Consider the following 23960-nt stretch of genomic DNA (forward strand, 5'->3'; position numbering starts at 1 on the left):
TTTCGTGGATTAGAGTCTGCGAGCCGTCATCTTATCCTGCTCGCCGAAGAAAATCTCGCTGGCGTGGTTCACAATATCCTCCGCCTTCCAGGGACCGCCGGGCTTCCAGCCCTCCATTTCCAGCATTTTCATCTCGCGCACGCCGCGCGGCCCGGAAACGCCGAGCACCTTGCCCGTCTGCTCGCCGGACAGCGAACTGACCATATAAAGCACCGCCGGTGCAATTTCGTCCGGCCCCATCGCCGCACCGGGATTCTCGATATAGCGCGGCAAATCTGCCGTCATGCGCGTAAGCGCGCCGGGCGCCAGCGTCCAGAGCCTGATGTTGTACTTGCGGCCTTCGATGGCGAGTACATTGCTCAGGCCCCAGATGCCGCCCTTGGCCGCCCCGTAATTGCTCTGGCCGAAGTTGCCGATCAGGCCCGATGTCGAAGACGTGTTGACGATGACCCCGCCGCCATTGTCCTTCATCCATTTGAAGACCGGAAGCGTGACGCAAAACGTGCCTTTGAGATGCACCTTCATCACCCGGTCCCAGCTTTGCTCGGTGATTTTCGCGAAGGTCGTATCCAGCAGGATGCCGGCGTTATTGACGAGAATATCGGCGCGGCCGAAATGCCTGATGGCATCGTCGAACACCGACTGGCCGCCGACCATGGTCGAGATGTCGGCGCCGTTGGCGTAAGCGCGGCCTCCCTCGGCCTTGATCGCATCGACGACTTTCTGCGCCATCGATGTGTCGGCGCCGCTGCCGTCGCGCGGGCCGCCGAGATCGTTGACAATCACCGCCGCGCCCTCGCGCGCGAACAGTTTGGCATAAGCCTCGCCCAAACCGCCGCCTGCCCCGGTGATGATCGCGACCTTACCGTCGAGCAGACCCATGGCGTCCTCCGGTTTCTTCTTTTAAGCGAGTACGGTCTTGCCGTTCTTGATGACGGTTACGCCGCGGCTTTTCACGCGGCCTTCGAGAGAAATCACGTTGCCGTCTTTCCACAGATCGAACGAGACCGTCTCGCCCGGAAACACGGGGGCCGAGAACCGCGTGACATGCTGCCTGAACGCGAGCGGATCATAGTCGGCATAGGTCTGCAGCACCGCCCGACAACTGAGCCCATAGGTGCACATGCCGTGCAGGATTGGACGATCGAAGCCCGCGCGTTTGGCAAACTCCGGATCGCTGTGCAGCGGATTGCGATCGCCGCAAAGCCGATAGATCAACGCCTGATCCGGCCGCGTCGAAATATCAACCGTCATGTCCGGGGCTCGCTTTGGAATGGCGTGGGGTTCGGGCTGGCCCTCGGAGGGGCCACCAAAGCCGCCATCGCCACGCGCGAACTGCGACGCGATCAGGGTTGCAAGGTCTTCGCCCTTCTCATTCTTGAGCACGGTCTTGCGCAGGATCACCGCGCCCTTGTCCTTGCCCTTGTCGAATACGCCGAGAATGCTCGAGTCCGCCGTAATGTTCGCTGCGACCGGTAGCGGCTTGTGAAAGGTGATGTCGCGCTCGCCGTCCACCACCATGACGCGATTGACGTCGATATGTCCCGCGACCGACCCCCATGCCGCAACCGAAGCGTAAGTCGGGACGACTTTCAATTCGCGCGGCGTGAAGTAGCCCTCGTTGACAAAAGACAGTTCCTTCTCGTCCATCGGGTCGGCGCCCATGCCGATGCCATAGGCGTAAAGCATGACTTCGCGATCGGTCCACGAATACTTCTGGCCGACATTCCTGAGAGCCATCACCTCATCGTATTTGATCGGCATGCTTCCTCGCTGTTGTTATTGTTATCCGACAGGCGTGAAGAACGGCAGCGGCGCGCCGTCCGTCGGCTTGAAAACAACCTTCACGCGTTGGCCGATTTTCAGCGCGGCCAGATCGCAATCGACAAAGTTCGTCAGCAACGACGGCCCCTCATCGAGCGTGACATAACCGATGGCATAAGGCCCGGTCGGCGACTTGCGCATCAGGCTGTAGCTATAGATCACGCCCTCGCCCTTGCTTTCTTCCCATACCGTCTGGTCCGAGAAACACACCGGGCAGATCGAGCGCGGAAAATAATGCGGTTCGCCGCACGCGGTGCAGCGCTTGATCAGGAATTTGCCCTGCTTCGCAGCTTCCCAGAAATGTGCGGTCTCAGGATTGCCGACGGGCGCGGGATATTTCGGTTTATCGGTCATCACACGCGCTCCAGAATCGCGGTCGACGCCGCATGCCGCACACCAAGCAATCCGCCGGTGCCATGCACCACCGCGAGATCGCAGTTCGGAACCTGAACCTTCGGATGCGCCTCGCCGCGCAACTGCCGCACCGCCTCGATGATCTTGGTGATGCCGCCGCGGTTAATCGGGTGATTGTTGCACAACCCGCCGCCGTCGGTGTTCCATGGCAGCTTGCCAACGCCGGAAATCAGGTTGCCGTCCGCGACGAACTTTCCGCCGTCGCCTTTCTTGCAGAAACCAAGATCCTCAAGCTGGATCACCACCGTGATGGTGAAGCTGTCGTAGATCGACGCATACTTGATATCCTTCGGCGTGACGCCCGCTTCGGTAAATGCGGTCGGACCGCTCCAGACGCCCGCCGAATATGTCAGGTCGAGGTTGCGGCCGCCATTCGGTCCCTTGTTCGATTCACCGTGGCCGGTGAGACGTACCAGCGGACGCTTCAGCGACTTCGCGATCTCCGGCGTGGTTACGATGACCGCACCGCCGCCATCGGAAACAACGCAACAGTCGAGCCGGTGGAGCGGATCGGAAATCATCGGCGAGTTGACGACGTCCTCCACGGTGACGACGTCCCGCAGCATGGCGTGCGGATTGTACTGCGCATGATGCGACGCCGCGACCTTGACCCATGCCAGTTGTTCACTGGTGGTGCCAAAATCATGCATGTGGCGCATCGCGCACATACCGTAAGCATTGTGCGTGGTCGGCCCGTAAGCCATTTCAAAATCCACCTCCGGACCATAAGCGCGCGGCGGCATCGGGCCGGTGCGCGGCTTACCCGCTAGCGTGATCAGCGCCACGGAGCACTTGCCCGCGGCTATCGCTTCGGCAGCATGGCCCAGCGCGATGATATAGGAACAACCGCCGGTCTCGGTGGAATCCAGGTGGCGCAACTTGTTGAGGCCGAGATAGTCAGACATCTGCCAGATGCCGCCCGGTGCGTCGCCGGCGCAGAAATAGCCGTCGACATCGGCCTTGGTCAGACCCGCATCGTCCAGTGCGCCCTTGGCGCATTCAGCGTGGAGCTGGGCGGTCGATTTATCCGGCGCATGCCGTGTCGGATGCTCGTAAATCCCGGCGATGTAGGCCTTGTTCTTGATCGTCAAAAGGTTTCTCCGCTGGCGCTTTTTTTCCAGCGAATATCTCGCCCGCTTGAGCAGGCTTGGCAAGCACCTTGAGTTTCGCAGGGCGAACGAGCGCCGCGCATGTCGCTTTAACGCGTATTCTGGCGCAAAACCGGCATCCCGTTTACGGAATGCGCCCTATGCGTTTTCTATTCCGCCGCGATCTGCGGCGTAATCATGGGCGGCGGATTGACCAGGTCCCTGGCAAGCTGTTCGTATCGCGCCTTCGCCTTCACGACGGATGCTTCCTTCACAGGCCCATAGCCGCGGATCTGGTCGGGCAGCGACAACAACTCGACCGCGATGTCGTGGGTCTTCGGCGAGAGCAATCTCACTGCCGTGACCACGTCCTGTTCGTAGCCCTTGATCAGGTTACGTTCGAGCTTGCGGTCCTCGCTGTAGCTGAACGGATCGAACAGCGTGCCGCGCAGGAAGCGAAACTTCGTGAGCAGCCCGAATACCGGCATCATCCATGCGCCGAAAGCGCGCTTTTTCGGGCGACCCATTGCATCCTTGCCGGGAAGCATCGGCGGAGCGAGATTGAAGCTCATCTTGAAATCACCCTCGAACTGCTCGCGGATGGTTTTCTCGAACCGGCCATCGGTATACAGCCGGGCGACCTCGTACTCATCCTTGTAGGCGAGCAGCTTGGCGTAGTTGATCGCCACCGCGCGCGGGAGCGCTTCGCCATACCCGCCATCGAATGCGACCTTCCGGACCTGATCGACCAGACTGCGGTAGCGCGCGGCATAAGCCGCATTCTGATAGTCGGTCAGCAATTGCGTGCGGTGCGCGATGACTTCATCGAGTGTCATCTCCTCGAGAGTCTTCGGCGCTGCGACCTCATCCTTCATCATCGCGGCAAGGCGCGCCGGGTCCGCGGCCGCAAGCCGTCCGAGCCGGAATGCCTGCGTGTTCATCTTGATCGAGACACCGTTGAGTTCGATCGCCCGCTCGATGGCTTCGGCGCCGACCGGCAGCAGGCCCTTTTGGTAGGCGAAGCCCATCATCATCATGTTGGTCGCGATCGAATCCCCGAGCAGGCTTTCGGCCGGATGGGTGAAGTCGAGGAACGCGGACTCCTTGCGCAGCGCGTTCTCCAGCACAAGGTTGACCTTGCCGCGCTGGAAGTTGAAGTCGCGATTCTGGATGAAGTCCGCGATCGGAATCAGATGGGTGTTGATGACGCCGTAGGTTCGCGACGATTCAGCCAGCGTGATCGTCTCCTTGGCGACGGCGACCACTTCGTCCGCCGCGATCAACAAATCCGCCGTTCCGGTGACGATCCGCGAACTCGTCACGTCTGCCGTATTCTTCGACAGCCGGACATGGCTCAACACTGCGCCACCCTTCTGCGCAAGCCCCGACATGTCGAGGATCATGCTGGCCTTGCCTTCGATATGCGCGGCCATGCCGAGCAGCGCGCCGATGGTCAGCACGCCAGTGCCGCCGACACCGCCGACGGCGATGTTGTACGGCTTGTCGAGCGACGGCATCGACGGCGGCGGAGGAAGCTCACCGAGATTGCTGAGATCAACGGGCACGCGTTTACGCAGCGTACCGCCTTCCACGGTGACGAAGGACGGACAGAAGCCCTTCACGCAGGAATAATCCTTGTTGCAGCTCGACTGGTTGATGGTTCGCTTGCGCCCCAACTCGGTTTCCAGCGGCTCCACCGAAATGCAGTTCGACTGCACCGAGCAATCGCCACAGCCTTCGCAGACGGCCGGATTGATGATGACGCGCTTCGACGGGTCTTCCATCAGCCCGCGCTTGCGGCGGCGGCGTTTTTCGGCGGCACAGGTCTGGACGAACACGATGGCCGAACAGCCGGGCGTGTCGCGCAACGTGCGCTGAACTTCATCCAACTGGTCGCGGTGCGCGACCTTGGTGCCGGGCGCGATGTCCGATGCCGGATAGGCTTCCGGCGTCTCGGACACCAGATAGATGTCGCGAATGCCTTCGCTGTGAAGCTGGAACGTGACCTGCTGCGGCGACAGCTCGCCGTCGACGTGCTGACCTCCGGTCATCGCCGTCGCGTCGTTGTAGAGAATTTTGTAGGTGATGTTGGCCTTGGAGGCGACCGCCTGCCGGATCGCCAGGCTGCCCGAATGGAAATACGTGCCGTCGCCAAGATTGACGAAGACGTGCTTCTCGTTGGTGAAAGGCGCTATACCGACCCACGGCACGCCCTCGCCGCCCATGTGCGTGAAGGTTTCCGTGTTGCGGTCCATCCACAAGGCCATGAAGTGACAACCGATACCGGCCATCGCACGGCTGCCTTCCGGCACCTTGGTGGATGAATTGTGCGGACAGCCCGAGCAGAAATACGGCGTGCGCGTCACCGGCGCAACGGCCTGCACCTGTGTCGCCTGCCGCCCGTTGAACCAGTCGGCCTTGGCGCGCAGCATCGCCACGATTTCGGGATTGAGATCGAGCTGCAACAACCGCTCGGTGAGCGAACTTGCCAGCGACGCGACGCTCAGCTCTTCCGCGAACGGCAGGAAGCGCTTGTCGTGATTGTCCATCTTCCCGATGATGCGCGGACGCACGTCGTCGCGCCAATTGAACAATTCCTGCTTGACCTGGTTCTCGACGATCTCGCGGCGCTCTTCGACGATGAAGATTTCCTCGAGGCCAACCGCAAACTGCCGCACACCTTCAGGCTCCAGCGGCCACGGCATGCCGATCTTGTAAAGACGCAGGCCGATCTTCGCGGCAACCTCGGGTGTGATGCCAAGTTCGCGCAGCGCCTGCCGGATGTCTTCGTAGCTCTTGCCGGACGCCATGATGCCGTAGCGCGCGTTCGGCGAATCCATCGTGACGCGGTTGATCTTGTTGGCCCGCGCAAAAGCGACCGCTGCGAAACCCTTGTAGTCCTGCAAGCGTTTGTCCTGCGCGTAGCGATCATCGGGCCAGCGCAGGTTGAGACCGCCCGGCGGCATCTCGAAATCGGTTGGAATGATGAACGGTGTCATCTCGTCGCTGAGATCGATCTCGGCTGTGGTCTCCACCGTTTCGGTAATGACCTTCATGCCGACCCAGCAGCCGGAATAGCGCGACATGGCGATGCCAAGCAGCCCCATCTCAATCATCTCGTGAATGCTCGACGGATAGAGATACGGCATCAGCGCGGAGATAAAGGCGTGGTCCGACTGATGCGGCACCGTGGACGACTTTGCGCCGTGATCGTCTCCAGCAAGGCAAAGGACGCCGCCGTGCGTCGCCGATCCCGCGGCATTGCCGTGCCGGAATACGTCGCCGCAGCGATCGACGCCGGGGCCCTTGCCGTACCAGATACCGGTAATGCCATCGTACTTGGCGCCGGGCGAAAGATTGAGCTGCTGAGACCCCCAGATCGCGGTTGCGGCGAGGTCTTCATTCACGCCCGGCTGAAATTTGACGTTGTATTCCGCCAGATGCTTGCGCGCCGCGAAGAGCTGCTGATCGTAGCCGCCGAGCGGCGACCCGCGATATCCGCTGACAAAGGCCGCCGTATTCAGGCCCGCGGCCCGGTCGCGGCGCACCTGCGCCATCGGTAGCCGGACCAGCGCCTGTATGCCGGTCAGAAAAATGTGCCCCGAAGCCTGCGTGTACTTCTGATCGAGGCTGATCGGCCCTTGGTTGATTCCCATAATTCGTTTGCCTCTTTGCCGGGCTCTTGTTGCGTGGTGACGAGTCCAATTAGAACCAGTCTATGTCGCTTTTTGTTTCCCGCACATCATAAATCGCAATCATCAGACCTTTGTTTCTAAACGAAATTTTAGGCCTGCTTTTCCCACGCGCCGGACGTGTTGTGTCGCATTTGCCAGCGGCTTCGAAAGGACATTGCGACCGGCATTTACGATGGCCGTGAGGCGCGATGCGGCGCTGCGTTGCGGCAGCCCTCCCGCAAGGCAGCCCCTCGCCTGGCGCAACGCTCAACCGGAACACTCACACCTTGCGAACCGTTGCCTCCTGAGCAGGCAGACCGGTCTCAACGGTTCGTCTCAATGGAGGAATTGCCATGACCCATGTGCCGGGACGCAGTTGGACATCGGACAACGAAAAGGACGGCTACGACGCGCTGTCCCCAACAAACGAGGGTTTCGGGTCCAAACATCAGGACAAGCCGGTCAAGGCTGTTATCGGCATCGCCCTTCTTGTGATTCTCGCGCTGGCATTGTCGCGGATGAATCCAGTGCCGCATGACATATCGAACAACCCCTCAATTACAACGGGACAAACGACGGGCATGGACGCGCGATGAATACCCGGACACCTGCAAGGTTCCAACACACACCATGATTGATCGCCGGACATGGGAACGACCATCGAGTCCGGCGATTGTCTTCTCAGATACAACGACTGGAGGAGCAACGCATGGCTATCGAGCGCAATCCCAACGAACCTTTCCGCGGCAGTTCAACGGATGACGAATTGCTCCATCGGCGCGCCGAACAGTTCGACAACGAAATTCAGGCCGATCCCGAATTGGCGGAAGGCCCTGCAAGCGGTGGACGTATCGCGGTGTTCGCGATTGCATTGGTCGCGATCCTCGGCGTGGTGTTCTACGGACTGAATACGTCCAGCACGTCGCCTGATGCGACGCCGACGGCACAGACCACACCGGCCACGCCATCGGCAGGCGGCACGGCTCAGGCGCCGCGTCCTCCGGCAGGCCAGACCACCGGATCATCCTCGATAAACCCTGCACAGCCGGCCTCTCCGCCTGCGGCAAGGCCGTCTAATCCGGCACCCTCGGCTCCACAGAACAGCGCACCGGCAGCTCCGTCGAGCAACTAACGCAGCCAGACCAGGCTGTAGATCAAAGCGGGCATCCGAAAGGGTGCCCGCTTTTTTTGACCGCTATGATCGTCTCTTGCTGATTTCGGCAAACAGCCCGTTGATTTCGGGATGCGGCACGGCCTGCGTCAATCCGCCAAACGTTCCGCTGTCAGCCATCTCGCGCGCAGCCTTCATGAATGCGCCCCACGCCGCGCGCGCCAACGCACCACCGACGCTGATGCGCCGCACGCCAATATCCGCCATTTCCGCCACCGTGAACAACGGGCCGTTCAACAGCACGTTGATAGGCTTTGGCGACAATTCCTTTACGACCGTCTCGATCTGCTCCCGCGTCCGGATTCCTGGCGCATACAGGCAATCGGCGCCGGCTTCCGCGTAAGCAATCAGTCTGGCAACGGTGGCCTTGAGGTCGGGCTGTCCCACCAGAAATCCTTCGGATCGCCCCACGAGCAAAACATCTTCCCCCGTTGCATCGATCGCCGCGCGCGCCGCGCGAATACGCTCGACGCCAAGTTTCACATCGTACAGCGGCGCGGCTGCATCGCCGGTCGAATCCTCGATCGATAACCCGGCAATGCCCGTGGCAACGCCGCGCGTGACATTCGCAGCCACACCTGCGGGATCATGGGCGAAGCCACCCTCGAAATCAGCGTTCATCGGAAGATCAGTGGCGTCGCAAAGAGCCTTCAGATGCCCCAGCACATCATCGCATGTCACACGATTGTCTGCCCGTCCGATAGACCATGCAAACCCTGCACTGGTCGAGGCCAGCGCCTTGAACCCCATGGTCTGCAACAGTTGTGCACTGCTGGCGTCCCACGGATTGGGCAGCAGGAAGCAGCCGCTGTCATGAAGCTTGCGAAACGCGGCGCGCTTCTCGTTGACCGAAACCGACATGCTAACTCTCCCCGGCTGTTTATAGTTCATCTTGAGACCGGCGGACGATGCCGCCGCGCCGATCGGAAATCAATCGGTCCTGATCGCGTGTCAGTTCTGCACATGCCGTAAAAAGGTTCGCTCCTCGGAGAGAATGAACTTGTGCTCCTGCGCGAAGTTGAAATTCGCAATACCATCCGGGTCGGCTTTCAGGCGCGCCCGATAGGACTCGTAGTCCGCGAGGCTCGGGAACGAGATCAATCCGAAGGCGATGCTGTCGGTCCCTTCATGCGGCATCCAGTAGCCGAGCAGATCGCCGCCGCACTTCGGAATGACGGTCAGCCAACGCTGCGCGTATCGCTCGAACAAATCGCGCTTGAACGGGTCGAGCCGGTAACGAATGAACACGGTAATCGTCATGAGATGCTTCCCTTTGCCAGCCGGAAGCTACGCCGTTGCCTGCCGTTAACGCTTCGATTAAGATCGAACTATGAAGGCAGGACCGGACATGGCCATGATCGCCTCGCTCGTCGGCGATCCCGCGCGCTCGAACATGCTGACGGCGTTGATGAGCGGCCGGGCCCTCACCGCCACCGAACTCGCGCAGGAAGCCGGCATCACGGCACAGACCGCCAGTTCCCATCTCGCCAAACTTGAAGCCGGACATCTCGTGATTCCCGAAAAACAGGGCCGGCACCGCTATTTCCGCCTCTCCGGCCCCGACGTAGCCGCAGTGCTGGAAGGACTGATGGGACTTGCCGCCCGCGCCGGCCACCTGCGGGTCCGCACCGGACCGGCCGATCCCGGACTGCGGCGCGCCCGCGTCTGCTACGATCATCTCGCGGGCGATCTCGGCGTGCGGATGCTCGATTCCATGACCGAGAAAAAACTACTGCGCGCGCTGGACGGCAGCGTCGCACTGACCGCCCGCGGCGAACGCTTCGTGGCCGATTTCGGCATCGACATCCCGGCGCTTGAAGGGTCGCGCCGTCCCCTTTGCAAGACCTGTCTCGACTGGAGTGTACGGCGCAGCCATCTCGCGGGATCGCTGGGCGCCGCCATCCTCTCGCGGCTTTACGAACTGAAATGGGCAAGGCGCGAAAAGAACAACCGGGTCGTGACCTTTTCACCGAACGGCGCCGCGCGGTTTACCGCGCTGTTCGGTACGAAGGCCGATTAAAATGCAATAATCCGGTGTTGACAGCGCCGCGCAAAAATTGGCGTAATTCCCCGCGCTTTGCGCTTTTGTATTTCCCGATTTTCAGACAGGTGTTCCATGTTTCGCAGTGGGTTGGTGGCATTTCTCGCGCTGTTTTCGATTGCTGCGCCCGCGGCCAGCTGGGCCTATGAAATCAGGCCGAAAACGCCCGAGACGGCATTCTCCGGAAAACTCCAGCCCGACATTGTCGGCCTGTCGAGCAATACCGAGGGCAGCAAGGCGTCGCCGATCTTCGAGACCTATCTGAAGGATCTTCCCGGCGTGAAGCCGGAGGCCGCGCAGCAGAAATTCGGCGGCACCAACGTGACCTACATCACGTCGATGAAGTTCGTCTCGCCCGCCAGCAGCAATCATGCAGGCGAATCGATGATGGCGGTGTTTTCCTCGCCCGCCAGCGCCAACCGCGCTTATTACATCGCGCGCACTCTCGGATTCGCCTCCGACAAGCAGCCCCTGAAGACGGAAATGATCGAACGCGTGACGACGAAATACGGTCCACCCACCGCGATCGGCGACGGACGCATGTATTATTTCTACAAGGCCGGCAAGGTGATGTCGGTGAAGCAGAAGTACACGCCCGCCTCCGCGGTGGACGCGCTCAATGCGCCGATCAATCCCAAGGCTGCCGTTGCACTCAATGACGCAAACGGACGCGGAAGCTGCGTCGCGACGCTCAAGCGCGCCCAGACCTCGGACAAGTCGCTGGACAAGCTCGCCGCCGAAGCCAAGGCAGCCAATTGCGATGCTCTGGTCAGCGTCGAGATTTCATCCGGCATCACGCCGGACCGGGTCGCGAAAACCGAATTCACGCTGATCGACTTCAAGCAGATCATCAGCGCGGCGAAGATCGACGCAGATGCCTTCGCAGCCGAGAAGAACGAGGCGCTGAACAAGACCCCGCTCGGGAACGCACCGAAGCTCTGAACGTCCGCTGCATTACGACTGAAAGAACATCCACGATGAAGACGCTTCTTGCAGCAGTTCTCCTGGCAATCGTGGCGCTTCCGGCCAACGCCGCGCGCGCGGCGCCGCTGGCTCCCCTGGCATTTCAAATGACAGCGGAGGTTGTGACGGTGAAAGACGGATGCGGCATCGGATTTCATCGCCTGCCGAGCGGCGTGTGCCGTCCGCAACCTGACGGTCCGAGGCTGATGAAACTGTTCGCCCGCAAATGCCCGCTCGGATATCGCCGTAACGTGATGGGCAAATGCCGCCGGGAATAACGCAAGACGCATAAGCGTACATAAAAACTCCGGCTTCGATCGCATCGAAGCCGGAGTTTTTATTGGTGACCGCTGCTTACCAGCGGCGACGGCGCCAGTAACGGCGGCGATAATGCCTGCGGCGGCGCCACTGCACCTGCTCGACGCCGGCGCGTGCGAGATCGTCCTGATCGGCAACAGCGGGCTTGGCAGCCATGTCGGGTTCCTGACGGGGAGTCAGATCGTGATGCGGGGCCAGCATCGGAGCCGCGGTCGCGGCCGAAGCAGCGGCTGCGATAGCTCCCGCGCCGGCAGCGACGCCGAACGCGAATCTCAGAAACTCACGACGTTCCATAGTTTATTCCTCCGTGGTGGAAGCGAAGTTTGCAACGGCACGACTGTCCCGCACAGGCGATGAACGCAGTATGAACCCTGTTGGTTCCACACTCGCCGGTCACGCGCGCAAACTTTGCGAACCACTTGAGGAAAATTCTTCGCAGCGTCTCATCTTACCTCTCGCGCAGATCGTCGCGCGCGAGTCGATATCGCGCGCGCAGAATCCCGCATCTCTTCATGAAGCCGGTCACGGTCGAAGCTCTTGCAACGCCGCGCATGTCACCTCGACTTGCGTGATGCTCCGCGCGTCCCGCTGCACTCCACTCCCCTGAGCTATCGCCCGATGTGTGGGTGGCCGTTGCCTCGTCCCCTCAGCGAGACCTTGAGCACGCAAATAGGATTATATTCCAGAAGGGGAAATGTCAAGCGCGCACGCCGCACAAGGCGCACCCCGCGCCGGCAGAAACATGCGAATATATTTTTCCGGAGCGATGAAACCTTTTGCGGTTCCGGTGTTGGTGTCAGATGGCAGACAGCATCATCGTCCAGCCTGCAACTCGTTCGCGCACCAGCCGCTGCGCACACGTCATTGAGCGGATCGGACTCTCCATGGCGGGAGCTTCATGCGGCCTGTTTGTCGCCGCCCATGTGTCCAACGCGCGCGTGGAAGCGCTCGGTTCGGTCGGATTGGTGCTGTTCCTGACGCTTCTGGGAGCGGTCGGCTTCTATCTGGGGATCGATGTTCCGCCGCATCGGTCCGGCAGGGTCCACATGGCGCCCAACGGCGAGCCCGCAGTTCCGACCGATCCAGTGGAACTTCTCAGCTCCGCAGGCACATTTCTCACCGCACTGACGGCTTTGGTTTCGGTCTATTTTATTGTGGCCGATGCCGACAGCGACGCCACATGGACAGTGGCGCTGGCCGTCGCTTGGCTGCTCGGTGCGTGCATGCAGATTGTTGCAGGTTTCACAGCGCGCGCCCGCCGCACCGGCTAGCGCGTCACGCCAACTCACGTCGCATCTTCAGGATGTCTTTTCGTGCCCGGCTTGTGCGGAATCCGTTTTCGGGATCGACCGGCCCAACGCTTCGCGCTGCAATTTCAACGCCTCGCTCCGCGTCTTGGCACAGAGCGCCTTGTCATGAGGCGTCGGCTGCGTCGGCCCGACCAGCGCTACCCGCGACACCATTTGCCGTGGCACGTGGCTGCCGTCGGCGGGCGGCTGAATGATCATTGGCGGCGGCTTTGATGTCGGCATGCAAAACAAACGCGCAGCCTGCTTATATGTTCCCCGGAACAAAATGCCGCGGAGCGCCGGACGAAAACGCCGATGCACGAACCCGGAAGCTCAGTGCGGCCCTTCGCGCTCGTAGATGAACTTCGGCATTTCCCATTTGTAACGAATTGCCAGGAGACGAAACGTCAGGCCGAACGCCACCGAGCCGATGACCACCGCGACATGTTCGACGCCGAAATGCGTGCCCGCGACATAGATCGCGCCCGTCATCAAGGAAACGCTGGCGTAAAGCTCGCTGCGGAACAGCAGCGGTACTTCGGTGCAGAGAATATCGCGCAGCACGCCGCCGGCGCATCCAGTGATCATGCCCGCCACCACCACAATGGTCAGCGGCTGGCCCATTTGCCTGGCCACACTGCAACCGATGATGGTGAAGACCACGAGGCCGATCGCGTCGAGGACGAGAAAAAGATAATGAAAGCGATGCACAACCCGCGCGAGCGCGATGGTGAGCAGCGCCGATCCGCCGGTGAGAAACAGCAGCGAGGGATGTTTCACCCAGAGCAGCGGATAATGCCCCAGCAGCACGTCGCGCAGCGAGCCGCCACCAAGCGCGGTCACGCATCCGAGCATCGCGACGCCGAACCAGTCCATCTTGCGCCGCCCGGCCGCGAGCGCTGCCGTCATGGCCTCGGCGACCATGGCGAACAACCCGAAAATAAAGAGTACCGATTCGGCGGGTTCCATGGCGAAGGCCTAGCACAGTTCCACTGCCCTCGCAGCGCCAGGCTTGTGCGCGTGTCGAACGCGCGTCCGCGCGAACATCCGATGCGGACACGACTACCGCCACACGCACGGCACAGCATCCGCTTCATATGAGGGCGCGGACCACCCTGTCCCGTTTCATTTCCTCTCAAGAAGAAATGGAGCGCCGGGAGGCGCCAGGGTGCTTGCGAGGCACCCTTCGACGAACCTTTGCGAGAGGTTCGTCCGCGAGCCGCCACGAAACGGATTGCGAGTCCGTCTCGCGAGGCGCGCGCGCCCTGCATCGATGGGGTTGCGAAGCCCACCGCGCCGACGCTGCGCCTCCCGGCGCTCCACCAGCCACGGCCCCGACATATGGGCGGGCTGCGGCTCTCATTCCCTCCGCGTCATGAGCGTGGAGGGAGCGAAAGAGACAATAGGATTATATTCCAAGAAAATATGAAGGTCAAGATGGCATGCAAGTGCCTGCCGCTCGATTACGCAATTTAACAATTGACTTGGACAGATGGTGCCGCCGCAGACGCGACAAGTACAATTTCATCCGGTCGCGACTTTGGTTTCTCCAAGTTCGCAAGCTATTCGAATATTGCTGCCTGTAACGCGCAATACCGTAAGGATCTATTTCAGTGCAAAATGGTCGGAGTTCCGCAGTGTTACGCACAAGCGATGGTTCGGCTGGTCGCCTGCGAAAACGGCAGCCAAATCCCGCCATTGAACTATTGAGGCAGCCATCATGATCATTGCATCACGCGTCTTAAAGCTTCGCACAGCAAGCGGAAGTATCGACGTTTTTATAAATATCTCACTCCCCCAACAAGGGGACGATGGCGGTTGGATGTGTGCTTATGAAATAGTCTGGCCTGATAAGCCATGGAATAGCGCTGCTGGTGGATCGGACTCCATGCAGGCGCTGTTGTGCGCAATGCAGAAAATCGGACTCGAACTCTATTTCAACGGCTCCTACAAGTCCGGAAAACTTAACTGGAGTTCGGATTGGAACGGCTTCGGCCTGCCCGTCCCCCAACACGCGAGGGATATGCTGACCGGCGAAGATGCGAAGTTTTTGTAAAGCGAGCCGTAGCCCGCTTGAAGCGCAGCGAAATGCGGAGGCGGCATCCCACGAAAATCCCGGATTGCGCTTCGCTGCATCCGAGCTACGCGCCCGAATATTCTTCCGCCTGCACCATGATGTCGCGCGAGCGCTTCACCTCGGGCCAGTCGCGGTCGAAATCCTTCACCAGCCGCTTCATCTCCTCGCCGCCTGCGGCGGCATCCAGCGACGCGCGGTCCGGAAATTCATACATCGCCAGATGCACGGCGGGATCGTTGGCGAGCCAGTAGCGCCACGCACGCTTCGAGCCGAACGACTTCACCGCATCGGCAGATGCTCGCGCGAATACCACGCATCGAACGTAGCGCGCTTTGATTCATCGGGGACAGTGGCGCGGATGCAGAGGATATGAAGGGGCAAGCGTCACTCCGCGTTGGTTGTAAGATGCGTCCAATGCCTACGAAGGCTTGTGGGCCACTGGTATTTGTTCCACTATTTCCAATCGGCACACGAAACGACTCAACGCGCTAGAAACAAGCTCTTTACCACCGAATTCCAGAGCAGTGCATCATGCCCCCGGAAGCCAAATTTCCCTCCAATGGATTCAATCTCGTCACAACGGGAAACACTGCAAAGTTTATTGGACGGTATGATATCTCACAATTCCGCCGATCTCTCGGGGCCATTCGCGAACTAATCGCTGATCGAGGATACCTCGACATCGTATTGGATTTCTCAGAATGCTCCTTCACTCATGCACCGCCCATGCTCGCGCTTGCAACCGCAACCGAATATTATCGTGAAAGCAGGATAGATTTTGAGCTGATTCTACCGACAGACAAGACACTTAATCGGCTCTTTCAGAACTCGAATTGGGCACACATTATCCAACCGTCGGCATTTGCTCCGTCTGAGTTTGCAAGCCCTATTCATATGCCTGCATTGCGGTATAGGACGCCCGATGATCAACATCGTCTTGTGGACGATATTCTCAACAAAATTCTGGGAAGCATTACTGATTTCAATCGCTCCCACTTTAAAGCGATCGAATGGTCCATCAACGAAATCACTGACAACGTTTTAGTACATTCGGAATCATCACATGGCGGATTCCTCCAGCTTACGGCGATGAAGAATACCAAAAGAGTCGAATTCGTAGTTTGCGATAGCGGTATCGGAGTCCCTAAATCACTCAAATCTTCCGGATTGTATGTTGGCTCAGACGTTGACGCCTTGGCAAAGGCTATTGAACAAGGCGTGACGCGAGACAAATCGGTCGGACAGGGAAACGGCCTTTATGGGAGCTATCAAATCGCAGTTAAAAGCGGAGCTAACTTTAGCGTCCATTCAGGCAATGCTACACTCTACTACACTCCAAAAACCGGAATGCATACTCGAAAAGAGTTCGTTCCTTTACACGGCACCGTGGTGGTGTGCGGCATCGATTACACTCAACCCCTTCTCTTGGAGGAGGCATTAAACATCAAATCGCGCGGTTACTCCCCTGTTGACATGATCGAACTTAAGTATGAAGCGTCCGCAGATGGTAATATTCTATTCTTACTAAAGCAGGAAAGTGCGTCCTTCGGCTCTAGGACTGCAGGCACTCCAGTCAGAAAGAAGCTTAAAAATCTTATAAGCTTCCTCGAAGGCAATAGGGTTGTAGTTGACTTTACCGACATCAACTTGGTCTCGAGCAGCTTCGCAGATGAGGTTTTTGGGAAACTCTTTCTCGAGTTAGGGCCGTTAGAATTTTCCACCAAGCTAGAGCTGAAGAATATCGATTCAATCGTTAAGCTGCTTATTGAAAAGGCAATAGTTCAGCGCATGGCCTCGGGTTTGATCTCTGAGCCCTCAAAATAATCACAACGGAATATTGTCGTGCTTCTTCATCGGCACGTCGACATGCTTGTCCTTCAGCATCGCCAGCGCGCGGGCGATGCGCTTGCGGGTCGAGTGCGGCATGATGACGTCGTCGATATAGCCGCGCTCGGCGGCGATGAACGGCGACAGGAAACGGTCCTCGTATTCCTTGGTGCGCGCGGCGATCTTCTCCGCATCGCCGATGTCCTGCCGGAAGATGATCTCCACCGCGCCCTTCGCGCCCATCACCGCGATCTGCGCCGTCGGCCAGGCGTAGTTCATGTCCGCGCCGATTTCCTTCGAGGCCATCACGTCGAACGCGCCACCGTAGGCCTTGCGCGTGATGACGGTGACCAGCGGCACGGTGCATTGGCTGTAGGCAAACAGCAGCTTCGCGCCGTGTTTGATCAGCCCGCCGTATTCCTGCGCGGTACCCGGCAGGAAGCCCGGCACGTCCACAAACGTCACGATCGGAATGTTGAATGCGTCACAAAAACGCACGAAGCGCGCGGCCTTGCGTGAGGCGTCACTGTCGAGCACGCCCGCCAGCACCATCGGCTGGTTGGCGACGAAGCCGACCGTCTTGCCCGCGATGCGGCCGAAGCCGGTGACGACGTTCTTGGCGAACGTATCGGCGAGTTCGAAGAAATCCCCCTCGTCCACAACTTTAAGGATCAATTCCTTGATGTCGTAAGGCTGGTTCGGATTCGCCGGGATCAGCGTGTCCAGCGAGTCGTCCACCCGCTCGATGTCGTCGAAGCTCGGCCATTCCGGAACGCCGACGGTGTTGTTGCTCGGCAGGAAATCGATCAGCCGGCGCATCTGCAGCAGCGTCTCCACGTCGTTCTCGAACGCGCCGTCGGCGATGGACGAGCGCGTGGCGTGAACGCTGGCGCCGCCGAGTTCTTCCGCCGTCACCACTTCGTTGGTCACGGTCTTCACCACGTCCGGCCCGGTGACGAACATGTAGCTGGTGTTCTTCACCATGAAGATGAAGTCGGTCATCGCCGGCGAATAGACGTCGCCGCCCGCGCACGGGCCCATGATGACGCTGATCTGCGGAATGACGCCCGAGGCCTGCACGTTGCGGCGGAACACGTAGGAGTAACCCGCCAGCGCCGCGACGCCTTCCTGAATGCGCGCGCCGCCCGCATCGTAAAGCCCGATGATCGGGGCCCGCGCCTTCAGCGCCATGTCCTGCAACTTGGTGATCTTCAGCGCGTGGGTTTCCGACAGCGAGCCGCCGAACACCGTGAAGTCCTTGGCGAACACGAAGATGGTGCGGCCGTTGACCGTGCCCCATCCGGTGACGACGCCGTCGCCGGGAATCTTGTTCTTCTCCATGCCGAACTCGACCGAGCGATGCTCGACGAACATGTCGAACTCCTCGAACGAGCCCTTGTCGAGCAGCAGTTCGATGCGCTCGCGGGCGGTGAGCTTGCCGCGCGCGTGCTGCGCCTCGATGCGCTTGTCGCCGCCGCCCTTTTTTGCGCCCGCGCGCCGGTCATCGAGTGCTTCGAGAATATGCTTCATGGATGTCGCCCCAGCTTGGCGGCGGGCGCCGCCCTCTCACGAATGTGGCCAGCTTTCTAGCACGCTGTTCGAGCGGGAGAAAATGGCCCGGCGGGCTCGAATTGGCGGGTCCGGACAGCCCATACCGCATGGTAAAAGGCGCTCTTTACAGGGGATTCGCGGCCATGACCGACAGGACGACCATACCGGCCACGACGGGCGCCGCCACCGGCGGGGTCCGCACCCTGCTGCGGCTGGAGGGCGCCGCGCTCGGCCTCGCGGCCATCGTGTTCTACGGCGTTTTTGAAGGCTCCTGGTGGATGTTCGCGATCCTGCTGCTGGCGCCCGATCTGAGCTTTCTCGGCTATCTCGCCGGTCCCCGCGCCGGGGCCGCGGCCTACAACACGGTTCATTCCAGCATCCTGCCGACGCTGTTGTGCATCGCCGGGATGGTGATGCCCTCACCGCTCGCGATGCACCTGTCGCTGATCTGGCTGACGCATATCGGCATCGACCGCGCGCTCGGCTACGGCCTGAAATACGACGCGGGATTTTCGTTCACGCATCTCGGGCGGATCGGGAAGGACGCGGCGCGCACTTGAAGATGCGCTCCCTCTCCCCGCTAGCGGGGAGAGGGTTGGGGTGAGGGGCAAAGCTTGATCGCTGGAAGCGCCCCTCACCCGGATCGTTTCACGATCCGACCTCTCCCCGTAAACGGGGAGAGGTAAAAGGACTCGCCTTATGTTTTCGGCGGACGGCTCGCGACGAAATAGCTCGACTTGTGCACCACCTTGCCGTCGCGCAGCGTGATGACGTCGACCAGCTCCATCGTCACCGGCGTGCCGTCGGGCCTGGTCGCGGTGAGAATCGATTCCGAGACGAAATGATCGTCGCTGCCGTAGAGCGCGACGCCCTCGAAATGCAGTCCAGGCAGCCCGGAGAAATCCTTGCCGAACTGCTCGGCGACGGCGTCCTTGCCCTTGTAAACTTTCGGGTTGCCGTGACGCTGATAGCTGGTGTCGTCGACGTGCATCGCCATGATCGCCGGAATATCGTGCGCGTTCCACGCGGCGTTGTAGCGGGTCGCGATGTCCTTCCAGGATGCGGACGGCGCAATCTTTGCTGCTGCTGACGACGACATGGCTGGCTCTCCCTGATTTTATGTTCTTGGGGTGAGCGTAACGCATCTCGCATCCCTGCGAAACCGGACAAAACGTCAGATCGCCCCGATGTCCGCGAGACATTTCTGCGCGATGATGGCGCGGCTGGCGGAATGTTTCGGCTCGCGAATGTCGAGGTTCAGCGCGAACACGGTCTGCGCACTGCCCTTCTCCGCCCAGCCCACCAGCCAGCCCAGCGAACTCTTGATGCCGTCGATGGCGGTCCGGTCATCGACGCCGATCAGTCCGGTTTTGGCGCGGATGAGACTGTCGCCGAATATGGTGACGGGAAGAATGTCGCGCGTCAGATCCTGCGCGCGCTTCGAGGCGGGCAACACGCCGCGCCGCAGCTTGTCGACAAACGCGATCTGCTCCATCGGGCTAATACGCAGATCGCCCGTCAGCCAGAAGCGATCGATGCCGCCGCCGATGTTGCGGTTGCCGTAATCGAACGCATCGACATATTTCTGCATCCGCTCCGCGCCGATCCGCCGCGCGATCTGCTGATACACCGGCACGGCAGAGGCCGCGATGGCCGAGCGCAGGGTGTGATCCTTGTTCCAGTCGGGAATGCTGCGCGTCACGCCGTCCCACTTGAACATATCCTTGTCGGGATCGGAGACCACGCCGGTGTCTAGCGCGATGATGGAATTCGCAATCTTGAAGGTGGATGCCGGCAGGACGGCTGCGCGCGACCGCGTGTCGTCACTGACGATGATCGCGTTGTCGCCTGCCTTGTAAGCCGCGAACGTCCCGACGGTGCCTTCGTCCGCAAAATACTTGAGCAAACCGGGGCGGCTCTCGCGCCGGGGCGCGGTATCGGCCAGCGCCCGCGCCGGGACACAGGCACCGGCAAGCAAGGCAAGGACGTTGCGGCGATCAATCATCGTAAGGTCTCCAGACACCGCCAGCCAATGTCCCGTGCTTCGTGTTGAAAGCATGACAGCAGCCGGGCTACTGTCGGGAAAATCAGGGAGCGAGCGTTAATGACGAAGAGCGATACCGGCGAGATTGTGCGGCAGTACATTGCGGCATGGAACGAGACCGATGCCGCCGCGCGCGACGCGCTGCTGGCCTCATGCTGGGCCGAGAACGGCATCTATGTCGATCCGAACGTCGAGATTACCGGACGCGCTGGCCTCTCCCGCCGCATCGCCGAGGTTCAGGCCGGACGGCCCGGCGCTTATCTCGAATTCATGAGCGGCGTCGACGCCCATCACAATGTGCTGCGTTTTCTCTGGCGGCTCGTGCGCGGCGACGGCAGCCGTGGCGATACGTCGATCGATATCGGCGAGATCGGCCCCGATGGCCGCCTGACGAAGATGATTGGATTTTTCGGACCCGCGCCTGCCGTTTAGCGCAGCCGTCCCGTCAGCCGCATGACGAAAATGAGAACTTCCGCGACGCCCTTGTAAAGCTCGGCGGGAATTTCCTCGCCAAGCTCGACATTGGACAGCGCGCCCGCCAGCACTTCGTTTTCCTGAATCGGAATATCGTTCTCTTTGGCGATCTCGACGATCTTGTCGCCGAGCGTGCCCCGGCCCTTGGCGACGACGCGGGGCGCACCCTTCTTGTCGTAATGCAGCGCGACCGCGAGCGTGTTCTTGACGTCGATGCTCATAGCGCACGATCCAGAAAATGTCCGGCAGGCGGCGCGGCCTTCGGCGGCGCGCCCTCGCCGATCACAATGTCGCCCGGCTCGAGGGCGGCCTCGCGCAGCGCGTGCGACAACTGCGGCGCGTTGATCCGCAACTGCGCCGCTGTCGCAGGCCGTTCCGCCCGCATCCGCACCGACGTTCGCCCACCGCTCAGCGAGACCAGCGCATGGACCGGCCCGCTCGGTTCGACATCGAGGGAGAAACGCGCACGCCAGACGCGCTGTGCGGCCTCAAGCTCTCCCGCCTTGCCATCGCGCGAAATCTCGAACTGCGCCACGGCCGTACCTTGCGGGGTCACAAACGGGATCTCGAAATTCCAGCGCGGGATCGCCGGATCGGCCCGGACGCCCGGCGCATCGAGCGGCAATGAGGCCACTTGCAGCAGCGTCTGCCGCGCGAGTGCTGCGTCGGTATCCTCGATCAGGCGATGAGCCATCATGACCGGCGCATCGTCCGGCGCGAGCGACGGCAAGGCGATGGGTTGTGCGCTGGTCGCCGATCCGCGAAACGGCGGCGGCGGAATGTTGGTATGCGCCAATGCGGCGTCGCCGTCCGCTGCCGCGCGCGGCATCGCGCGCCCCTCGGCATCGAGCAGGTTCGCGACGGCATCGCGAACGCCCTTCGGAAAACCTTGCAGGATCTCCTGCATCTCCGTCAGCCCGGCGCTCGCCAATGCGGCGCGGTTCGCCGCCGTCGGCAACGGCTCGTTCGGCGCGAAGATGCGGACCTTGGCATCAGGCCCGGCAGCATCATCGGCAATGACGATCGGCGCCTGCGGAAGAAGGATTTCGACGTCACCCTCCGGGGACAGCGGTGGCGCGGCGGATGGCGGCACAGTCGACGGCTGCGGCGTCGCCGCAGTTGCAGGCGCATTGCCGAGCCACGACGCAACGGTCTGGCGAAACACGATCAGCGCCGCCTTCATGTCGGGCGTGGATGCCGACGGCGGCGATGCGCTTGCAAGAGTCTGTTCGAGAAACAATCCTGATTTCTGAAACGCCGTCTTGAGGGCATCGCCGGTCAGGTTGTCGCCCAGCGGCGTGCGCTGCGCCAACAGTTGCGCCGCCGCCTGTTGAAGGGTCTGGGGCAATGCGGAGGATTGCGCCGCGACGCTCAGGTTCGCGAATAGCGGCGACAGGCTGCCCTGCCGCGCGGCAGCTGTCTGCACGGCGGCGGACACCGCCAGCGCTTCGAGATTGGTCAGCACGCGTCCCGCCGCTGCGGCCTGCACCGGCACATCGGATTTCGGGACGCTGACGCTATCGACCTTCGCTGCTCCAGCGGATGCGGCAGGCAGGGACTGGGCGTCGCCCTCGCCCGGCACGATCTGAAGCCGCACGCCCTGCGGCGTCTGCGACACCGCCAGTTGCAGCGTCTGCCCGACCTGCAACTGGACTTCCGACAACACTTCGATGGTGAGGTTCGCAATCGCGATCCGGACCAGATTGGCGTCGAGCTGCTTGAGCACGGTCGCGTCGATCACAGTGCCCGGCTGCAATGCCACGCCCGCCGCGACCCCCTGGGCCGCAACGACGGGAAAGACGGGATTAATGGCAATCGACATGCGGACGGTTTCCGTGAATCTGGAGCATGATGTTGTCCGAAAACCGCTTCACACTTTTCGGCATCATGCTCGCCGGAAGCTAGCCCAGCGTCGTAAACGTCTTGTTAACCGAACCGGTCAGGACAGCGCCTTCAGCACCTTCGCCGCAGCCTCGAAATCCCTGAGCCGGGCGGCGCGGAGAGCCTCAACCTCGTCGTCGGCGCCCCATTTCTCGCGATTCCAGTCCTCGTCCACATGCGCCGCGGCCCAGACCTGCGCCGCGTCCAGCACGCCGTGCTTCAACGCCAGCGCCAGCAGTGCGGAGCCTGTGATCGAGGTCACGACATGAAACGCGCCGACCGGCCAGGCATCGGCCGGCAATGCGGCGCGTGTTACAGCGATGGCCGTCTCCGGCTGCTGCACATGCATGACGCCTTCGGTGAGAATGAAATGCGCACCGAGATGGTCGGCCGCCCAGCGCAGCACGGGGTCCCAATGCTCGGCCTGCCGCGCGATCAGGCCCTCGGGGAAGCCCGCACGATAGAACAGCAGATCGGTCTCGAAATACCTCGCGGCATCGTCCGCGACGGCCTGAACATCGCGCGCGACCCCGTCGATCACGCTGTTGGCCAGCCGCGTCAGCGGCATCGCCATCGGATCGATATTGTCTGTCTGCGCCTCCCATTCGGAGGCCATCGCCTCGGCAAGCTCGCGCGTCGGCGCCGCGAGCAGATTCTTCCCCGGCGTGCGAACCGGCTTGCCGTCGAGCGTTACCGCAAAACCTTCCGGTCCTTCGGTCACACCCGCAGTCGTGTAGAAACGCTTGCGCAGCGGCGTGCGGGACGAATTGCGCACAGCCTCGCGGGGATCGAGCGGCGACTTGCCTGCAACTTCATCGAACAGTTCGCGCATACGCTCGCCAGCCTTCTCATTTTTTAGGCATGACCTTTTCCGAAAACGGTACCCACTTTTCGGGGTCATGCCCTATTGGTTCGCACACGAGCGCGAATAGGCCGCCCGCTGGTTCGGATTCATGCCCCACGCAGCGCCGTCGTCAAGACAGCGCGCCACGCGGTCGCTGAACGACGGGCGGCGGTCGCGCTTGAGCACCTGTTTCGGCGGCGTGTCCTGCGTCACGACTCCCGGCCTCGTGTTCTGAAGCGCAAACGGCGGCGGCGAATTCATCTGCGGCACCACCGGCACTTCGATCCGGGGCGGCGGAGGCGCGGCCGGCGCAGTCGGATACGGGATAACGGGCTGGTTGTTGATGCCGCCAGGCGGAAAGAGCTGCGCGTTCGCGCCGCCGGAAACGGCAACCACAGACAACGCAACCAGAACTGCAAAAGCAAATTTGTTCATCACAACCATATCGTCATCCCGCAGCGTGGCGGCAAGAGGATCACC

Annotated in this window: 26 protein-coding genes and 1 pseudogene; 10 read left to right on the forward strand and 17 right to left on the reverse strand. The window is 61.1% G+C overall.

The genetic code is table 11. From position 1 onward, the window contains the following. Window positions 1–9 precede the first annotated feature (9 nt). The 5 genes from AC1RKJ_RS04750 to AC1RKJ_RS04770 all read right to left on the reverse strand — a co-directional run bounded on the left by AC1RKJ_RS04750 (window position 10) and on the right by AC1RKJ_RS04770 (window position 6982). Window positions 10–882: an SDR family oxidoreductase gene (locus AC1RKJ_RS04750; RefSeq protein ID WP_492789934.1), complete on the reverse strand. Its 873-nt coding sequence runs from the start codon at window positions 880–882 to the stop codon at window positions 10–12. Window positions 883–903: 21 nt separating this feature from the next. Continuing rightward, window positions 904–1764 (reverse strand): MaoC/PaaZ C-terminal domain-containing protein, encoded by an 861-nt coding sequence (locus AC1RKJ_RS04755; RefSeq protein WP_492789935.1) that lies wholly within the window; start codon window positions 1762–1764, stop codon window positions 904–906. 21 nt (window positions 1765–1785) lie between these two features. Then, window positions 1786–2178 (reverse strand): Zn-ribbon domain-containing OB-fold protein, encoded by a 393-nt coding sequence (locus tag AC1RKJ_RS04760; protein WP_492789936.1) that lies wholly within the window; start codon window positions 2176–2178, stop codon window positions 1786–1788. Beyond that, window positions 2178–3329 (reverse strand): thiolase family protein, encoded by a 1152-nt coding sequence (locus tag AC1RKJ_RS04765; RefSeq protein ID WP_492789937.1) that lies wholly within the window; start codon window positions 3327–3329, stop codon window positions 2178–2180. The genes AC1RKJ_RS04760 and AC1RKJ_RS04765 overlap by 1 nt, the downstream gene beginning before the upstream one ends. Before the next feature lie 167 nt (window positions 3330–3496). Then, window positions 3497–6982 carry an indolepyruvate ferredoxin oxidoreductase family protein gene (locus tag AC1RKJ_RS04770; RefSeq protein ID WP_492789938.1) on the reverse strand — a complete coding sequence of 1162 codons (3486 nt, stop codon included), beginning with the start codon at window positions 6980–6982 and terminating at the stop codon, window positions 3497–3499. Between the two features lie 371 nt (window positions 6983–7353). Here AC1RKJ_RS04770 and AC1RKJ_RS04775 point away from each other — a divergent pair, with 371 nt between their 5' ends. Further along, entirely contained in the window at window positions 7354–7596 is a 243-nt protein-coding gene (locus AC1RKJ_RS04775; RefSeq protein WP_492789939.1) for a hypothetical protein, read from the forward strand. A gap of 113 nt (window positions 7597–7709) precedes the next feature. Continuing rightward, window positions 7710–8132 carry a hypothetical protein gene (locus AC1RKJ_RS04780; protein WP_492789940.1) on the forward strand — a complete coding sequence of 141 codons (423 nt, stop codon included), beginning with the start codon at window positions 7710–7712 and terminating at the stop codon, window positions 8130–8132. 63 nt (window positions 8133–8195) lie between these two features. Here the strand turns inward: AC1RKJ_RS04780 and AC1RKJ_RS04785 are convergent, their stop codons facing one another. After that, the gene (locus AC1RKJ_RS04785) at window positions 8196–9032 is read right to left on the reverse strand and encodes an isocitrate lyase/PEP mutase family protein (RefSeq protein ID WP_492789941.1); all 837 of its coding nucleotides are present in this window, start codon (window positions 9030–9032) and stop codon (window positions 8196–8198) included. 90 nt (window positions 9033–9122) lie between these two features. Next, window positions 9123–9431 (reverse strand): NIPSNAP family protein, encoded by a 309-nt coding sequence (locus tag AC1RKJ_RS04790; protein ID WP_492789942.1) that lies wholly within the window; start codon window positions 9429–9431, stop codon window positions 9123–9125. Window positions 9432–9501: 70 nt separating this feature from the next. On the opposite strand from AC1RKJ_RS04790, the gene AC1RKJ_RS04795 reads away from it, so the two are divergent. The 3 genes from AC1RKJ_RS04795 to AC1RKJ_RS04805 all read left to right on the forward strand — a co-directional run bounded on the left by AC1RKJ_RS04795 (window position 9502) and on the right by AC1RKJ_RS04805 (window position 11453). Beyond that, window positions 9502–10191 carry an ArsR/SmtB family transcription factor gene (locus AC1RKJ_RS04795; RefSeq protein ID WP_492789943.1) on the forward strand — a complete coding sequence of 230 codons (690 nt, stop codon included), beginning with the start codon at window positions 9502–9504 and terminating at the stop codon, window positions 10189–10191. 96 nt (window positions 10192–10287) lie between these two features. Next, on the forward strand, window positions 10288–11154 hold the full coding sequence (locus tag AC1RKJ_RS04800; RefSeq protein ID WP_492789944.1) for a hypothetical protein: 867 nt from the start codon (window positions 10288–10290) through the stop codon (window positions 11152–11154). A gap of 35 nt (window positions 11155–11189) precedes the next feature. Next, entirely contained in the window at window positions 11190–11453 is a 264-nt protein-coding gene (locus AC1RKJ_RS04805; protein WP_492789945.1) for a GCG_CRPN prefix-to-repeats domain-containing protein, read from the forward strand. 76 nt (window positions 11454–11529) lie between these two features. Here the strand turns inward: AC1RKJ_RS04805 and AC1RKJ_RS04810 are convergent, their stop codons facing one another. Beyond that, complete coding sequence (locus tag AC1RKJ_RS04810; RefSeq protein WP_492789946.1) at window positions 11530–11787, reverse strand: twin-arginine translocation (Tat); 258 nt, start codon at window positions 11785–11787, stop codon at window positions 11530–11532. A 506-nt stretch (window positions 11788–12293) separates the two neighbouring features. On the opposite strand from AC1RKJ_RS04810, the gene AC1RKJ_RS04815 reads away from it, so the two are divergent. Next, a complete protein-coding gene (locus tag AC1RKJ_RS04815; RefSeq protein WP_492789947.1) occupies window positions 12294–12764 on the forward strand; it encodes a hypothetical protein in 471 nt (156 codons plus the stop codon). 351 nt (window positions 12765–13115) lie between these two features. Here the strand turns inward: AC1RKJ_RS04815 and AC1RKJ_RS04820 are convergent, their stop codons facing one another. Further along, on the reverse strand, window positions 13116–13751 hold the full coding sequence (locus AC1RKJ_RS04820; protein ID WP_492789948.1) for a trimeric intracellular cation channel family protein: 636 nt from the start codon (window positions 13749–13751) through the stop codon (window positions 13116–13118). A gap of 751 nt (window positions 13752–14502) precedes the next feature. Here AC1RKJ_RS04820 and AC1RKJ_RS04825 point away from each other — a divergent pair. After that, window positions 14503–14838, forward strand: a complete 336-nt coding sequence (locus AC1RKJ_RS04825) for a DUF6968 family protein (RefSeq protein ID WP_492789949.1) — start codon at window positions 14503–14505, stop codon at window positions 14836–14838. Window positions 14839–14923: 85 nt separating this feature from the next. Here the strand turns inward: AC1RKJ_RS04825 and AC1RKJ_RS04830 are convergent. Beyond that, window positions 14924–15240 (reverse strand): annotated as a pseudogene (locus AC1RKJ_RS04830) (hypothetical protein). A 150-nt stretch (window positions 15241–15390) separates the two neighbouring features. Here AC1RKJ_RS04830 and AC1RKJ_RS04835 point away from each other — a divergent pair. After that, entirely contained in the window at window positions 15391–16683 is a 1293-nt protein-coding gene (locus AC1RKJ_RS04835) for an STAS-like domain-containing protein (protein ID WP_492789950.1), read from the forward strand. Here the strand turns inward: AC1RKJ_RS04835 and AC1RKJ_RS04840 are convergent, their stop codons facing one another. Next, a complete protein-coding gene (locus AC1RKJ_RS04840) occupies window positions 16684–18216 on the reverse strand; it encodes an acyl-CoA carboxylase subunit beta (protein ID WP_492789951.1) in 1533 nt (510 codons plus the stop codon). 164 nt (window positions 18217–18380) lie between these two features. On the opposite strand from AC1RKJ_RS04840, the gene AC1RKJ_RS04845 reads away from it, so the two are divergent. Then, complete coding sequence (locus AC1RKJ_RS04845) at window positions 18381–18797, forward strand: DUF4260 domain-containing protein (RefSeq protein WP_492789952.1); 417 nt, start codon at window positions 18381–18383, stop codon at window positions 18795–18797. Window positions 18798–18934: 137 nt separating this feature from the next. Here AC1RKJ_RS04845 and AC1RKJ_RS04850 read toward each other — a convergent pair whose 3' ends face one another. Both AC1RKJ_RS04850 and AC1RKJ_RS04855 read right to left on the reverse strand, forming a co-directional pair. Beyond that, complete coding sequence (locus AC1RKJ_RS04850) at window positions 18935–19336, reverse strand: nuclear transport factor 2 family protein (RefSeq protein WP_492789953.1); 402 nt, start codon at window positions 19334–19336, stop codon at window positions 18935–18937. 75 nt (window positions 19337–19411) lie between these two features. Beyond that, the gene (locus tag AC1RKJ_RS04855; RefSeq protein ID WP_492789954.1) at window positions 19412–20242 is read right to left on the reverse strand and encodes a penicillin-binding transpeptidase domain-containing protein; all 831 of its coding nucleotides are present in this window, start codon (window positions 20240–20242) and stop codon (window positions 19412–19414) included. Between the two features lie 99 nt (window positions 20243–20341). Here AC1RKJ_RS04855 and AC1RKJ_RS04860 point away from each other — a divergent pair, with 99 nt between their 5' ends. Continuing rightward, the gene (locus AC1RKJ_RS04860) at window positions 20342–20713 is read left to right on the forward strand and encodes a nuclear transport factor 2 family protein (protein ID WP_492789955.1); all 372 of its coding nucleotides are present in this window, start codon (window positions 20342–20344) and stop codon (window positions 20711–20713) included. Here AC1RKJ_RS04860 and AC1RKJ_RS04865 read toward each other — a convergent pair. The 4 genes from AC1RKJ_RS04865 to AC1RKJ_RS04880 form a co-directional block, all read right to left on the reverse strand. Then, on the reverse strand, window positions 20710–20976 hold the full coding sequence (locus AC1RKJ_RS04865) for an EscU/YscU/HrcU family type III secretion system export apparatus switch protein (RefSeq protein WP_492789956.1): 267 nt from the start codon (window positions 20974–20976) through the stop codon (window positions 20710–20712). The two genes, AC1RKJ_RS04860 and AC1RKJ_RS04865, sit on opposite strands and share 4 nt — an antisense overlap. Continuing rightward, window positions 20973–22577 carry a flagellar hook-length control protein FliK gene (fliK, locus tag AC1RKJ_RS04870; protein WP_492789957.1) on the reverse strand — a complete coding sequence of 535 codons (1605 nt, stop codon included), beginning with the start codon at window positions 22575–22577 and terminating at the stop codon, window positions 20973–20975. The genes AC1RKJ_RS04865 and fliK overlap by 4 nt, the downstream gene beginning before the upstream one ends. 117 nt (window positions 22578–22694) lie before the next feature. Continuing rightward, window positions 22695–23468 carry an ATP12 family chaperone protein gene (locus AC1RKJ_RS04875; protein ID WP_492789958.1) on the reverse strand — a complete coding sequence of 258 codons (774 nt, stop codon included), beginning with the start codon at window positions 23466–23468 and terminating at the stop codon, window positions 22695–22697. 72 nt (window positions 23469–23540) lie between these two features. After that, on the reverse strand, window positions 23541–23924 hold the full coding sequence (locus AC1RKJ_RS04880) for a hypothetical protein (protein ID WP_492789959.1): 384 nt from the start codon (window positions 23922–23924) through the stop codon (window positions 23541–23543). Between the last annotated feature and the right edge of the window lie 36 nt (window positions 23925–23960).

This window comes from Afipia sp. GW822-FHT04G07, from assembly GCF_058800765.1.